Annotated in this window: 14 protein-coding genes; 10 read left to right on the forward strand and 4 right to left on the reverse strand. The window is 46.9% G+C overall.

Annotated features, from left to right (window positions below; translation table 11 throughout):
* Positions 1 to 397: 397 nt before the first annotated feature.
* Positions 398 to 1,684 carry an MFS transporter gene (locus JOD20_RS05705; protein ID WP_204754337.1) on the forward strand — a complete coding sequence of 429 codons (1,287 nt, stop codon included), beginning with the start codon at positions 398 to 400 and terminating at the stop codon, positions 1,682 to 1,684.
* A 221-nt stretch (positions 1,685 to 1,905) separates the two neighbouring features.
* Here the strand turns inward: JOD20_RS05705 and JOD20_RS05710 are convergent, their stop codons facing one another.
* From JOD20_RS05710 to JOD20_RS05720, 3 genes are read right to left on the reverse strand one after another with little or no spacing between them, the layout of a single operon-like run.
* Positions 1,906 to 2,388 carry a GDYXXLXY domain-containing protein gene (locus tag JOD20_RS05710; protein ID WP_204754338.1) on the reverse strand — a complete coding sequence of 161 codons (483 nt, stop codon included), beginning with the start codon at positions 2,386 to 2,388 and terminating at the stop codon, positions 1,906 to 1,908.
* Positions 2,385 to 3,449 carry a DUF4401 domain-containing protein gene (locus JOD20_RS05715; RefSeq protein ID WP_204754339.1) on the reverse strand — a complete coding sequence of 355 codons (1,065 nt, stop codon included), beginning with the start codon at positions 3,447 to 3,449 and terminating at the stop codon, positions 2,385 to 2,387. Before JOD20_RS05715 ends, JOD20_RS05710 begins: the two co-directional genes overlap by 4 nt.
* Positions 3,446 to 4,456, reverse strand: a complete 1,011-nt coding sequence (locus JOD20_RS05720; RefSeq protein WP_204754340.1) for a DUF2157 domain-containing protein — start codon at positions 4,454 to 4,456, stop codon at positions 3,446 to 3,448. The genes JOD20_RS05715 and JOD20_RS05720 overlap by 4 nt, the downstream gene beginning before the upstream one ends.
* 197 nt (positions 4,457 to 4,653) lie before the next feature.
* Here JOD20_RS05720 and JOD20_RS05725 point away from each other — a divergent pair, with 197 nt between their 5' ends.
* The 9 genes from JOD20_RS05725 (at position 4,654) to JOD20_RS05765 (ending at position 12,678) form a co-directional block, all read left to right on the forward strand.
* Positions 4,654 to 4,920, forward strand: a complete 267-nt coding sequence (locus JOD20_RS05725) for a hypothetical protein (RefSeq protein WP_204754341.1) — start codon at positions 4,654 to 4,656, stop codon at positions 4,918 to 4,920.
* A 30-nt stretch (positions 4,921 to 4,950) separates the two neighbouring features.
* Complete coding sequence (locus JOD20_RS05730) at positions 4,951 to 5,988, forward strand: hypothetical protein (RefSeq protein ID WP_204754342.1); 1,038 nt, start codon at positions 4,951 to 4,953, stop codon at positions 5,986 to 5,988.
* Positions 5,981 to 7,252: a DNA cytosine methyltransferase gene (locus JOD20_RS05735; RefSeq protein WP_204754343.1), complete on the forward strand. Its 1,272-nt coding sequence runs from the start codon at positions 5,981 to 5,983 to the stop codon at positions 7,250 to 7,252. Before JOD20_RS05730 ends, JOD20_RS05735 begins: the two co-directional genes overlap by 8 nt.
* 183 nt (positions 7,253 to 7,435) lie before the next feature.
* On the forward strand, positions 7,436 to 8,188 hold the full coding sequence (locus tag JOD20_RS05740) for a MinD/ParA family ATP-binding protein (protein WP_204754344.1): 753 nt from the start codon (positions 7,436 to 7,438) through the stop codon (positions 8,186 to 8,188).
* Positions 8,189 to 8,212: 24 nt separating this feature from the next.
* Entirely contained in the window at positions 8,213 to 8,965 is a 753-nt protein-coding gene (locus JOD20_RS05745; protein WP_204754345.1) for a MinD/ParA family ATP-binding protein, read from the forward strand.
* Positions 8,966 to 9,008: 43 nt separating this feature from the next.
* The gene (locus tag JOD20_RS05750) at positions 9,009 to 10,361 is read left to right on the forward strand and encodes an MFS transporter (RefSeq protein ID WP_204754346.1); all 1,353 of its coding nucleotides are present in this window, start codon (positions 9,009 to 9,011) and stop codon (positions 10,359 to 10,361) included.
* Positions 10,345 to 11,157: a GNAT family N-acetyltransferase gene (locus JOD20_RS05755; RefSeq protein ID WP_204754347.1), complete on the forward strand. Its 813-nt coding sequence runs from the start codon at positions 10,345 to 10,347 to the stop codon at positions 11,155 to 11,157. The genes JOD20_RS05750 and JOD20_RS05755 overlap by 17 nt, the downstream gene beginning before the upstream one ends.
* Before the next feature lie 13 nt (positions 11,158 to 11,170).
* Positions 11,171 to 12,241 carry a HAMP domain-containing protein gene (locus JOD20_RS05760; RefSeq protein ID WP_204754348.1) on the forward strand — a complete coding sequence of 357 codons (1,071 nt, stop codon included), beginning with the start codon at positions 11,171 to 11,173 and terminating at the stop codon, positions 12,239 to 12,241.
* 29 nt (positions 12,242 to 12,270) lie between these two features.
* Positions 12,271 to 12,678: a hypothetical protein gene (locus tag JOD20_RS05765; protein WP_204754349.1), complete on the forward strand. Its 408-nt coding sequence runs from the start codon at positions 12,271 to 12,273 to the stop codon at positions 12,676 to 12,678.
* Positions 12,679 to 12,885: 207 nt separating this feature from the next.
* Here JOD20_RS05765 and JOD20_RS05770 read toward each other — a convergent pair whose 3' ends face one another.
* The gene (locus JOD20_RS05770) at positions 12,886 to 13,374 is read right to left on the reverse strand and encodes a carboxymuconolactone decarboxylase family protein (protein ID WP_204754350.1); all 489 of its coding nucleotides are present in this window, start codon (positions 13,372 to 13,374) and stop codon (positions 12,886 to 12,888) included.
* Positions 13,375 to 13,445: the final 71 nt, after the last annotated feature.

Raw genomic sequence — 13,445 nt, forward strand, 5'->3', positions numbered from 1 at the left:
GGTGCTTGATTGGTTCTTGACACCCCGATCATACCGCAGGTTCGCTGATGCGTCATTCCTTAATGCTTAAAAACCTACCCCCGAAAGGGCTGAAAACCCCCTGCGTTTCCCTCCGGCGGAGGGACGGAAGGGTGGCGAACCATGGTAAATCTAGCCCTTCGATTCAACAGGTTATCCCTAACGAATGCCAAGTGCATGCAAGAAAGCATTTATAAACGCCCTTTGATCAGCTCGATCAAAGGGCATTGGCTTGCTCCACGCCAAAAGGTGTAGGGCTTGGCAAATGACCCATCATCAGCCCGATTCTGGCTACATATCCAAGATACACCTTTTGCGGGCTGCCGATTGTGGCCTGAGCCAACTATAGTGTGGCTAGTTTCAACCACAGGAGCTAGCAATGCACGATCAATCATCATCACCTTGGCTCGGGCGCTTTCTTAGTATTTGGCTGGGCCAAGTTTGTTCATTAATTGGCAGTCAATTGGTTCAATTCGCGATTATTTGGAATTTGACCTTACGCACAGGCTCGGCCACCACCTTGGCATTTGCCTCATTGATGGCCATGTTGCCAGCGGTTCTGCTCTCGCCATTTATTGGCACATGGGTTGACCGCATGAATCGCCAAGTTATTATGCTGGTAGCCGATGCCTGCTCGATGTTGGTGACGATTGGCTTGGCGTTGCTCTTCTGGCAAGGCTCGGATGCAATTTGGCAGATTTATGTTGCTTTATTGCTACGCTCAGTCTGTGAGCGTTTCCACTCCACCGCGATGGGTGCTTCAACGGTGCTGTTGGTGCCAAAAACCCATTTAGCTCGCGTTCAAGGCATGAACCAAGCCTTGTATGGCGGCATGAATATTGTCGCTGCGCCGTTAGGAGCATGGCTGGTTGCCACATTTCCCTTGCAAGCAGTCTTGTCAATTGACGTAATTACGGCGTTGTTGGCCATTTTGCCCTTGCTGTTTGTGCGGATTCCTCAGCCCCAACGCGATGCCAACCGGACTGTCACTTTTTGGCAAGATATGCGCGAAGGCTTTGCCTATGTGATTGGCTGGCGCGGCTTGTTGATTAGCTTAATCATGGTTAGCGTGATCAATTTGGTTATCACGCCTGTTGGTTCATTGTTGCCGCTCTTGGTGACCAAAATTTTTGGTGGTGGAGCCAGCGAGTTGGGCTGGATGGAAGCAGCGCTCTCGATTGGGATTATTCTGGGTGGGGTTTTGCTCAGCGTCTGGGGCGGATTCAAGCGCCGCATCGTCACCGCCTTGTTTGGTCTTGTATTGCTTGGGGCATTTACGCTGTTCCTGGGCATCATGCCAAATTCGTTGATTTGGGGTGCGATTGTGATGAACGGCTTGGTTGGCCTGAGTTTGCCAATCGTCAATGGCTCGTTTGGCGCGATGATCCAAGGCGTGATTGCTCCTGAATTGCAGGGTCGGGTCTTTTCCTTGGTGGGAAGTTTTGCTACGGCCATGGCTCCAATTGGCTTATTGCTCGCTGGGCCAATCGCCGATGCGTTTGGGCTACGGATTTGGTACATTCTTGGTGGGGTTGTCACGGTTGCGATGGGTGTTTTGGGCTTTGGTCTGCGCTCAGTTATGACCATGGAAAGCCATCAAACCCAAGAATCTGCGCCAACTATCAATGAGCCAAGCCTCAGCCAAGCCCCAGCCGAAGCGATGTAAATCTGAGGGATCGGTTGTTGGGGATTGGGGACTGAAGGATGAGAAACGGCAACCACAAAGAGCACGAAGAAGAGCTAAGGTTAGGTTAACCGAAAGTACGAAGAGTAAGAAGTGTGGGAGTTATAGAATCACAGCAACAGTCCATTAAGTAAATATTTGGGGGTGCAGGGGGCTGAAAACCCCCTGCGTCTCCCGCTGGCGGGACGGAAGGGTGGCAAAAATTATTTGATCAGCTGCAAATCTTTATCCCGCAAGCCAACCAATGCCATATCCCCAGCTGCATTAACTCGAAACTCAGCATACTTGCCAGCGTTAAAGCGCTCGCCAGTGCCTTCCTCAAAGAAAAACGATTCGCCTGCAATCTGCACATCATAGCCATTCGAGCGATATTTAAGCCGCTGTTGGTTGGCAGCTAAGGGTTGCTCACCATATTCAAAATGGCTGAATCTGCCAATGTTCTGCTCATCAAGCGTAATCACCAAGATGCCACGCGGCGAAAAGGCTTGATCATACGAGCGCGGAAATGTTTCGTAATTCAAGCGCATATAATCGCCTTGCAACAACGAACGTGGATCAACAGGCGCTAATTCGAGATAGACCACCCGACCTGTGCTCGCTAATTCTTCGCGTTGCACAACGCTATAATTGACCAAACCGAGACATGCAAGCAAGCTAAGAATAATTAATCCAATCCGAATACTCATAACGCTTCCTTTTGATTTAATTTGAGCACCACAGCGCGAATTGCCAATAACGTTAAGCCACTAGCAAATAAAATAATTGATTTGTAAAGCAACGAGATATTAAGATTGTAATAATACAAGCTCAATGCACTAATCAATACCAAGCAGCCAAACCCAAACATCACCCAATAACCGCGCCAATAGCTGAGCACCAGGATCAGTAAAGCAATAATGATTGCTGGGGTGTTGAAGCCAATAAAGGCGCTAAATAATAAGCCAATGCCGATCGACCCAAGTTCAATTGGGTTTAACTGATAGGCAAATTCATTTATAATCATCCAGATGCTGATGCCTAAGCAGATGATCCCTACCAGCGCTGGCAGCATAAAAAAATTGCTTCGTAGCGCGAGATCATCCCAATCAACATTGGTAAAGATGCTTGATGCGCCCATAAACAGCAATATGCCATAGCCTATTGGTGCGGCACTTGGCCAAAGCTGATCAGCATGAATTTTTGGGTCGAGCCATAGAAAGCCCGCAAACATGATAATTAAGCAACTCAACAGCAAATAGATATAATTGAAATTTTCGCTCCAACCACTAAGATCGCCAACAATCACATGGATGGCGCTGATAATTGCCAACGTCGAAATCAAGCGTTGAATGAACTCGCGTTGCACTGCAAACAGAACGATTTCGAGCACGATTACGCCAAGCGCCGAGCCAATGTATGACCCATCAAGCATCACTACCCAGCCAATAATCGCTAAACTTTGGCCTGCAATGCTGGTTGCGAGCGCAAATTGATGAACGAACGTTGATGAACTTTTGACGCGATGCAAGCCAACCGCGACTGTGCACAGAATCAAGCCAACAATTAACGCCCCAACTTCATTAATGATGATGCGGGTAATGACCAAAAAGCCAATAAACAGCAAGGCCGCAAACCATGCGCCAATGCCAGCAAAAATTCGCATATACCAAGGATATTCGCTTGGTGGTTGCGCGGCGGGCACAAAGCCTGGTGGATCAAGCGCAAGGTCGGCAAATAATTGGCGAATACTATAACGTGCTGTGCTCATGCCTGGCCTCCTTGCAGTTGCTGCCGTTGACGCACCCAAATAATTGAGCCGATTGTTTGGCCCAAAATGATCATGCCTAAAAACAAGAAACTGATTGCAAAATCATCGGAAAGCCATTCGATCAGCCAGCGATCAACAAAAAACCAGACTGTGCCAATACTGGCCAGGGCGAGTAGCCCATCAAATTTAATAAAATAGTGATAGGCACTCATTGCAGCTATCACCACAACTGCCAAAATATAGGGCAAAAGCAAGCTGTTGCTTGGTTCGTTTCCATAGCGCCAGAAAAGGAGTTCGCTAAAGTTGAGGCTGATCAGCAGCGTAACCCAGAGTAAGCCTAGCCCAAGCACCCGATGAAACCAATTCGTTTGCAGCCAAGCAAGCTTGCGTTGACGCAAAAATTCAACCACGGCAAAACTTAATCCATTGAAGCTGAGTAATGGCAATAGCTCGTTATAATCGCGATAGCTGCCCGTTTGCTCGTAGTAAAGCAGAATTGTGGTGTTCCACAGTCCCCACCAGAGCAGCCACAACGGGGCAAAATTACCAGCAATTGCAAAGCCAGTGATAACCAAGGCCCAATTCAAAAACAGGGTGTACGCATCGGCTCCGGTTTGGTAGATTTGGCCAAACAGGGCCATCAGCGCGCCAACCAAACACGCACTGACGGTCAGCAAAATTTTGCCTTCGATGCGCTCAAGCCCATACCACAAGGCCGCAACCGTGCTGATCAGCAAGCCGCCTTGCACTAAACCAAGTTTGACAAAGCGATGCATCGTTTGCCAATTAAAGGCAAAGAAGAAAAAGACACCGCAGACGGCCAAGCCCGCCCCAAGTACCAACAACATCAGATTCAAAAATTTGACCCAGGCTTGAGCATTGGGCGTAAACCCGCTCAGCTGTAAGGCTCGTTGCCGCAGCGAACGATCAATAATGCCTTGATTGACGTAATGTTGAATTGATTCACGGGTAGGGGCTTGATCCAGCGGATCAGGAAGTTCAAGCATAGCAGCCTTTCTTTCTATCACTCTACCGAGGTGTTCAGCATATTCTAGGCCCACAGCGCTACTATCGAATGTAACCAAAGATACAGTTGTGGGATGATTTTAGGAGGCAAAGTTTGACTAAAATATATTTAGTAGTTTATAGTAAGAGCTTACAAATGGAATGAATATGGCCTAATTACGCTATTCTGGAGGATTAAATGACGTTTGGTACATTTAAGTTAAAGCCAAAGCCAGAGCATTTAGAAGGTGTTTTGAAGGTTCTTGCTCAAAAAGATTTTGCAAGCCCACACATTATTGCGAGAGAAAGTAATTTATCACTTACCGCCGTAAAATGCGCATTAGCCCAATTAGAGCAGGAAGATCGATTAATTATTAAACAGCAATTGATTAGTCCAAAACTACAAGTGGCTTTAAAAGATAAATCTAGTGATATAGCTATCTCTAACACGTCAGATTCTGAGTAAGCACGGTTTACTCTTGAAAAGAGGAATGTTTTGAACTATCAACGCAGTTTTGAAGATTTAGAGTTCAATGCTATTAAATGGTGGCCTCAGGAATTATCTGCTACTGTTGCAGAAGCTAGTGTACTGCCTATATTGATCTCATCACAGGATTTATTTATTAGTGCTCTGAAACTGTCAGGAAATCATCCAGAGCAAATATTTGACGTTATCAGTGCTGCAAAAATACCCATTAATCTATTTTTAAAACATCTTGTTGTTTTAGCTGATTATGGCGGCGAAATGATTAAACGTCTAGGTAAAGAATTTCAAGAAATTTTTCCTCAAGATGATTCTACTTTAGAATATTATATGAATTATACCTTCAAAGGGGAACAATATACCTATACATTTAAAAATCTTCCAATTAAAGGTCTTGATAATTCAAAATTAGCGATTGATGGAAAAGCAATTGTTGAAAAGAAATCCTTATCAAATTTATATTATGATATGATTATGATTTTACTCTATGGCTCAACAACAGAACAATTCAATTTAGCAGGTTTAGAAAAATGCGAAATTGGTACTATCTTAGGTAAAAATGAGATTATTGATACCTACATTACACAAAAATATTTATACGTTAGTAGAATTACGAATGGAGCAAATACAAATTCCCTTGGTCAAATTGCACAGACATACGTTTGTGGTATTTTATCCAAATATCTACCTAAAGAATATATCATTACACGTAATGGGAAAATTTTATTAAGTGATTTGGGTAATCAAGATTCTACTAAAACATCTTTTGATATTTTAGTAGAGTTAGCGGATAAAAAAGTAGGAATAGAAGTTAGTTTTCAGGTAACGACAAATAGTACAATTGAACGTAAAGCAGGTCAAGCGCGCGATCGACAAAATCGTATGCATGCTCAAAACTATTGGATTGCCTATGTTATCGATGGGGCTGGTAATTTTGAACGATCGGCAGCAGTTCGAACTATTTGCCGTTATAGTGATTGTACTGTAGCTTACTCAGAAGGCGAAATAGCAGTGCTGGCAAAATTTATTCAAGAGAAATTCAATGCTTAATTTTATCGATTTATTCGCTGGTATTGGTGGAATGCGGCTTGGCTTTGAGCAAGCAATGCAAGAATTAGGGATTGATACTAAATGTGTTTTAGCTTCAGAAATTGATAAACATGCTCAAACTACCTATGTTATGAATTTTGACGAACAACCTGAAGGTGATATAGCCCAAATTCAAGATTTTCCAAGTTTTGATTTTTTATTAGCAGGCTTTCCTTGTCAGCCATTTTCTTATGCAGGTAAGCAAAAAGGTTTTGGCGACACGCGTGGCACGCTTTTCTTTGAGATTGAGCGAATATTAAAAGCCTATAGACCTAAAGGCTTTTTGCTAGAGAATGTGCGCGGATTGACAACCCATGATAAAGGAAGAACTTTTAAAACTATTTTACAAAAACTTCATCAATTAAATTATGGTGTAACTTATTTGATTTTAAATAGCTCAAATTTTCAGGTTCCTCAAAATCGTCTACGAGTATATATTGTTGGGATTGATCAAGATCAGCCAGTATTGACGATTAATTCTCATATTGGAGCTACTGATTCACATAAGTTTAAAAAATTATCAACCCAAGCTAATTTATTTGAAACACAGAAGGTAATGCTAGTAAAAGATATTTTAGAAGATAATCCAATTGATAAATATGACTGCTCTACTGATTTTATTAATAAATTATTAAAATTTGTTAATTACCCATCTGATCTCAATGGTAAGAGATTAATCGATTATCGTAATGGTAATTCCATTCATTCTTGGGAAATTGGAATTAAAGGCGAATGTAGTTTAGAAGAGATTGAATTTATGAATGCATTAATTGCAAATCGTAGAAAAAAACAATTTGGCGCTACCCAGGATGGTAAAAAATTAACAATTGAGCAAATTAAAACTTTTTTTGATCATGAGAATCTCGAAACAATTATACAATCGCTCATAAGTAAGCGCTATTTGCAAGAGGTTAATGGTCGTTTTAACCCAGTAGCAGGAAATATGTCGTTTGAGGTTTTTAAATTCTTAGATCCTGACAGTGTTTCTATTACGTTGGTTAGTAGTGATGCGCATAAAATAGGCGTGGTGCATAAGAATCGTATTCGTCGGATCACCCCACGCGAATGTGCTCGTTTACAAGGGTTTCCTGATTCCTTTAAACTTCACCCCAAAGATAGCCTAGCCTATCGACAATTCGGTAACTCCGTATCGGTTCCTGTAGTCAAGTCTGTCATCCTTGATCTATTTAGATCTGCTAATTTAGCTACATTTTTTAGAGCGTAAAAACATCATAGCCTTATAACCGTTATCATCACTCTTATGGGATTTAGTATTTGAAGCTCTTGATATAGGCAAAAGATACTATATCAGGAGCTATTAAGCGCGTTGCTTATTGGCTTGCCATGGGCTATGATGTGATTACCTCTCCGTGTACACCAGCACTTGCCATTTTACAGGAGCACCCGCATGTCGAAGATTCTTTCAATCCACTCGTTTCGGGGTGGCACGGGTAAATCAAACACAACTGCTAATCTCGCCAGCCTGATTGCTGCTACTGGGCGGCGCGTTGGCGTGATCGATACCGACATCATGTCGCCTGGCATTCACGTGCTCTTTGGCATGGACGATGCCAGCATGAAATATTCGCTCAACGATTATTTGTGGGGCAAATGCGAAATCAAGCAAGCGGCCTACGATGTTAGCTCCAAGGTCAAGGGCTTGAATGCAGGCCAAATTTTTCTGATTCCTTCGAGCATTAAGGCTGGCGAAATTGCCCGCGTGCTGCGCGAAGGCTACGATGTGGGCTTGCTCAACGATGGCTTTCATCGCTTGGTCGAGGAGCTAAATCTCGATGTGTTGTTGATCGATACGCACCCTGGCTTGAATGAAGAAACCTTGCTCTCAATTGCGATCTCCGATGCGTTGATTATTATTTTGCGCCCAGACGCGCAAGATTATCAAGGGACTGGGGTGACGGTTGATGTGGCGCATAAATTGGATGTGCCGCAGCTCTTTTTATTGGTCAATAAAGTGCCAACCTCGTTCAACTTTGCTGAGGTCAAGGCCCGAGTCGAAAAAACCTACAACGCCGAGGTTGCCGCCGTCTTGCCGCACTCCGATGAGATGATGACGCTGGCAAGCTCTGGCATTTTTGTGCTGCAATATCCCGACCATCCATTAAGCCAATCGTTACGCGCGGTCGCCAATCGCTTAGTCTAATTGTGAAATGATGGCGAGGCATCCATGCCCAAGATTATTTCGATCCATTCGTTTCGCCCAGGCACTGGTAAATCGCAATTAACTGCCAATATTGCGACGATTTTGGCGGCAGCTGGCCAACGGGTCGCAATTATTGATAGCGATGTTAGCTCGCCCTCGATTCAAGCGATTTTTGGCGTGGCTGACAGCGCAATGACCCATAGCCTAAATGATTTTCTCTGGGGCAAGTGTGGCATCGAAGCAACCGCCGTTGAGCTTAACCCGAGCATTCGCCATGCACTCAAAGGCCAGCTCTATCTTGTGCCATTTGCCACCCGCAACAGCACAATCGATTACGATATTCGCTTGCTTAGCGATAGTTTCGAGTTATTGATCAATACTTTGGGCTTGGATGTGTTGTTGATTGATACCCAGCCGGGTGTGCAATTTGCCGCCTTGCCTTCAATTGCTTTTTCCGATATTCAGCTGCTTGTGTTGCAATTGCGCGAGCAAGATCTGCAAGGCACTGGCGTGGTAATCGATATTTCCGAGCAGCTTGGCATTGATGAGATGGTGCTGGTTGTCAACCAAATTCCTGAGCATTATAATTTGCGCGAAGTCCAGCAAAAAATCGAACAAATTTATCAACGCCCAGTTTTGGCAGCTTTGCCCTACGCCGAATTGTTGGCCGAGTATCAGCCAGCAACCGATACTAACGCCCATATTTTTGTTGTCGACCATCCCGACCATCCTATCTCCCTACTGTTGACTAATGTGGCTGCAACCCTGACCGCTTAATCGCTGCGGACATTGTTGTACTTGCGCAAAGGATGCGAGCTACATGCTAAAACGCTTGGAACAGGGCTTAAAAGTCCAACCGCAAGAATGGCGCTTGGTGCTTGCGCTCATGGGCTTGTTGGCCTTGAATACCTTGGTGCTCGAACTGGCCGATGTGGTGGCCATGGCGGGCTTTATTAGCAGCCTTGGCACCGAACAACTCCTGTGGCTTTGGCCAGTTGGCATGTTGCTGACGATTGTTGCTGCTGGCAGCTATGCGCTGATTGTTGATCGAACTGAGCGGGTCAAATTGATTCAACGCTTATTGGCTGGCTTTGGGGCTTGCTATCTGGGGCTGTTGGCGCTATTTTGGTTCAAAGCTCCTGCCTGGCTGCTTTATCCAGCCTTATCGATCCTCAACGAACAGCAATATGCCATTTTCCCCTTGGCCTTTTGGGCCTTAGCCAATGATATTTATGCTACTTCTGAGGCGAAGCGTTTGTTTCCCTTGCTTGGTGCAGGCGCGACCATCGGCAGCCTTTTGGGCAACGGCCTGGCAGCGCTGATCGCCACATGGCTGGTTGGCAACGACCAAGACAACACGAGTTTGGTTTTGGGCGTATGCGCTGGCTTATGCTTTTTAGCGATTAGCTTCGTTTGGCTGGTTTTTCGGCGCTATGAATTGCGCGCGCGCCAAAGCAAAAGTGAACGCGAATCGATTCGTGCGACCTTTAATACTGGGTTGGATGTGATTCGCCATGTGCCATTGTTTCGCTTGCTCGCGCTGGTATTATTTACAACTGGCTTGGCCTTGACGGTGATCGAATTTCACTTTTTGCGCAGCATTGACCAGATTGTGGCCGCCGATCCGTTGCGCTTTCAGCAACTGTATGGCTTCTACAAATTGGGGTTTGTGCTGGTGCTTTTGTTGTTTCAATGGCTGTTGGCTGGGCGGTTGCTCAGCAAAACTAGCCCCAAACAGGCCTTTATCGCGCTGCCCATCGTTCTGTTGCTTTGCATTCTGGGAGCTTTGGCGCAACCACTGATTGGCGGGTTGATTGGCCGTTTTGGGGCGCGTTTGGCCCAAACTGGCTGGGACGAACCCTTGCGCAAATCGGTGCAGAGTATTGTTCCCGACGAGCGGCGCGGGCGTGTCAGCGTTTTTCTTGATAGCTATTGTTATTCATTCGCGACAATCGTTGGCTGCGGGGCGATCAGCCTCATTTTGTTGCCAAGCTGGCTTGGTGGGCTAGCCGCTTCGTTGAGCACGCTGCTGTATCTTGGTTTTGCAGTGCTGGCCACGGCTGTTGGCTTGTGGGCCGCTTGGCGCATCCGCCATGTCTACGATAAAAGTCTGCTGAACTGGCGACTGTCGCGCTCTCGGCGAAGGAGCGTCCTCGATGGCATCGAGTTCTGAGGCGCGCTTAGCTCAGTTTGGCGAATTAGAGCCATTGTGGCATAAGTTGCAAGATAGCGTGCGTTGGCCAATGATTCCTCCGCAAGCCAATCGCGATGCGCCCAAGGGCATGCAGCTACGAGCTATTTTGGGATCTGAAGCCAGCGAAATAGGGCTAGTTCAAGCCTTATTTGCCACGATTTTCCCGCATTTGGCCCATTATGAGCCATTTTTGGCGATGTATGCAGAGCCATTTTCGCGCAGCCACCCAGCCACGCTCGACCATTTGTGGCTGATTGAGCACAACGGCAAGCCTGTTGGGGTGCGCATGTTCAGCTATCTGTATCGGCGCAATTTTGGCCACGGCGCATTTATTGGCATCGATCAGCAAGTGCGCGGCACGGGTATTGGCCGTTGGCTGGTGCAAGCAACCCATCAACAATTGGCGCTCGATGCCTTGTATAGCGGCAACCCTGCGGTTTTGGGCTATAGCGCTGAAGTTACGCGGGTTGAGGATGGGCTGCATGAAGGTGATCGCCAAGAGCGCGAGGCCCGCTTGCGCTTTCATCTTAATAATGGCGCTGTGCTCCTGCCAGTTGAGTATATCGAGCCGCCAGTGATTAAAAATAGCGATGAGCAGGCAGCGCGCCAATTGATGATTGCGCCGCAACCAATGCACTTAGTCTTTTATCCCAGCCAGCAGCAGCCGTTGAAGCTGACGACAATTCAAGCAATTGTGCAAGCGATTTACCATGATATTTACTATTTAGATCACGATAATCCTTTTGTGCAGCACGCGCTTGCGTCGTTGCGGTGAGGAATAGCATTCTATGACAGCCGTAGCACCCAAAAGCCGTTTTTTGAGCCTGCGTTGGCGTTTGTTGGCCATTTTTACGCTGTTGTTTTTAAGTGTTTTAACCGGAGTTTTCATCTGGTTTTTGAATTATGCCACCAACAATGCCCAAGCAGAGCTTGAAGCCGATTTGATGGCGATTGCCAAAACTGCCGCCGCTGGCATCGATGGTGATGAACATAGCGCGCTGTATACCCAAGGCCAAATCGATGATCCAACCTATCTCAAAATTAATGCCTATTTGCGCGAAGTCAAAACGATCAATCCCAAGGCTTCGGGTATTTATAGCTTTGTGCAATTGCCCAACGAGCCAGAACAAGCGCGCTTTGTGGTGAGCGCGGCGATTCCACCTGGCCAAGCGCCAACCGCCCGCGAACAAGCGTTGGCCAGCGAATCAAGCGCTGGCTGTACAATTCGGCCCGATACCCGCCCGCTGATTAATGCTGCATTCACGGCGGCTGGCGGTTTTACGCCCGATATGGCGCGTGGCTTGCGCGAACCAAGCATCGATCCCAATCCATCGACCGATCAATGGGGCGAATGGATTGCCGGTGCTGCGCCGATTTACAATGCCAAAGGCGAGACGGTTGGCGCGGTTGGGGTTGATATGTGTGTGGCCGAAGTTGCTGCTGTGCGCAATCGAATTAGCCAAACGTTAATTCCAGGCTTTTTGATTGTGACTGCGCTCTTGGCGATTGCGGTTTATTTGATTGCTCACCGCCTGACGCGCCCGATTATTGGCTTAACTGCGGTTGCCACCCAAATTAGCAATGGCGATTATAGCTCGGAAGTGCCCGAAAGCAGCAGCGGCTTGCGCGACGAGGTTGCGACGCTTGCCAGCGTCTTTGCCATGATGGTCGATAAAGTGCGCGAACGGGAGAACAAATTGCGCCAACAGGTTGCCGAATTGCAAATTATTGTTGATGAGGGCAAGCGCAAGCAGCAAGTTGATGAAATTGTTGATAGCGATTTCTTCCGTAATTTGCAAGAAAAAGCACGGGAAGCCCGCCAACGTCGCGATCGTCGCCCGCCTGACCAAACGAACTAATTGGAATCAGCGATCACCGTGGAGTGAGTATGGAGCATTCCGACGAAATCCATGCTGGCCTGAGCATCTTGGAGCTTCAGGATTTGAGCTTGGCCGAACGCAGCCTGATTCGAGCAATTTTGCGCCAGCGCGAGGTTGATGAGGCGAAGCTTGGCGAGGCACTGGCTGCATTGCCCGATGCGCAAGCCTTCAGCAGCCTTGAAATTCAGCAAGCACTCACAGCGCTGCTTGAACAGCAATATTTGTTGTTGCTTGCTGGCGAACCACGGCGCTATAAAGTTAATTTACGCGCAAAAGCCAGCAATCTGCCGCGTTCAAACACCTCTGTTTCGCCCAACGATCAGCCTCAGGCTCGGCGCACTATCGATGTGCTTTGGGATGCGCTCGATCAAGCAACAGCCCAGAGCGATCTGCCAAGTTTTGACGATCAAGTTTAAGATCCCCTCACCCCAACCCCTCTCCCACGCGGCGGGCGAGGGGCTTTAATATCGTGGTTCTGGCCTGATTCGTTGGTAAAAACGTCGTTTTGAGCCGCTGCTGGAGCATCTCCAGAGCTTACGGTGGTTCTTCGGCAATGCGTCGGTAAACACGGCTGCTCCCCCTCGCCCGCGTTCAGTGGGAGAGGGGGTCGGGGGGAATTAAATCTAATGGGTTTTTTCTAAGGCTGCTTGGGCCACAAAATGCTCTGGCTTATAGCTGCCAGGGTCGCTTTGGAAGGTAATTGCAAAGCGGTTCCACATATTGATTGTGCTAATTGCCGTCACCAATTTGACCAATTCGCTTTCGCTAAATGCGCCAAGCAAGCGTTGATAGAATTCGTCGGCAACGTGGTTTTGGGCAATTTGAGTCAGCACTTCGGTTAATTCAAGCGCCAAGCGTTCGCGCTGATTGTAGTAGGGCGTATCGCGCCATGCATTCAGCCCATAGATGCGTTGCTCGGTTTCGCCAGCGCTGCGGGCATCTTTGGTATGCATGTCGAGGCAGTAGCCACAACGATTAATTTGCGAAGCGCGAATTTCAATTAAGTTGACAATCGCTGGCTCTAAGCCGCTGTTGTGCGCAAGGTCACTCAATTTTAATAACGGTTTAAAGGCTTCAGGAACGGTTGCCATATAATCTAAGCGAGCTGTCATTGCTAGAAACCTCACACAAAAGAAATTCGATAGCTCTATTCTAGCAATGGCTGTGATTGCTACCAGTGCCA

The sequence above is a fragment of the Herpetosiphon giganteus genome (assembly GCF_016907925.1).
GTDB classification, from domain to species: Bacteria; Chloroflexota; Chloroflexia; order Chloroflexales; family Herpetosiphonaceae; genus Herpetosiphon; species Herpetosiphon giganteus.

Excerpts from the sequence above, each read along its gene's own strand:
- JOD20_RS05745 (WP_204754345.1), top strand. The coding sequence starts at position 8,213 with ATGCCCAAGATTATTTCGATCCATTCGTTTCGCCCAGGCACTGGTAAA.
- JOD20_RS05750 (WP_204754346.1), top strand. The coding sequence starts at position 9,009 with ATGCTAAAACGCTTGGAACAGGGCTTAAAAGTCCAACCGCAAGAATGG.
- JOD20_RS05770 (WP_204754350.1), bottom strand. The coding sequence starts at position 13,374 with ATGACAGCTCGCTTAGATTATATGGCAACCGTTCCTGAAGCCTTTAAA.
- JOD20_RS05760 (WP_204754348.1), top strand. The coding sequence starts at position 11,171 with ATGACAGCCGTAGCACCCAAAAGCCGTTTTTTGAGCCTGCGTTGGCGT.
- JOD20_RS05720 (WP_204754340.1), bottom strand. The coding sequence starts at position 4,456 with ATGCTTGAACTTCCTGATCCGCTGGATCAAGCCCCTACCCGTGAATCA.
- JOD20_RS05735 (WP_204754343.1), top strand. The coding sequence starts at position 5,981 with ATGCTTAATTTTATCGATTTATTCGCTGGTATTGGTGGAATGCGGCTT.
- JOD20_RS05725 (WP_204754341.1), top strand. The coding sequence starts at position 4,654 with ATGACGTTTGGTACATTTAAGTTAAAGCCAAAGCCAGAGCATTTAGAA.
- JOD20_RS05705 (WP_204754337.1), top strand. The coding sequence starts at position 398 with ATGCACGATCAATCATCATCACCTTGGCTCGGGCGCTTTCTTAGTATT.
- JOD20_RS05710 (WP_204754338.1), bottom strand. The coding sequence starts at position 2,388 with ATGAGTATTCGGATTGGATTAATTATTCTTAGCTTGCTTGCATGTCTC.
- JOD20_RS05755 (WP_204754347.1), top strand. The coding sequence starts at position 10,345 with ATGGCATCGAGTTCTGAGGCGCGCTTAGCTCAGTTTGGCGAATTAGAG.
- JOD20_RS05740 (WP_204754344.1), top strand. The coding sequence starts at position 7,436 with ATGTCGAAGATTCTTTCAATCCACTCGTTTCGGGGTGGCACGGGTAAA.
- JOD20_RS05715 (WP_204754339.1), bottom strand. The coding sequence starts at position 3,449 with ATGAGCACAGCACGTTATAGTATTCGCCAATTATTTGCCGACCTTGCG.
- JOD20_RS05765 (WP_204754349.1), top strand. The coding sequence starts at position 12,271 with ATGGAGCATTCCGACGAAATCCATGCTGGCCTGAGCATCTTGGAGCTT.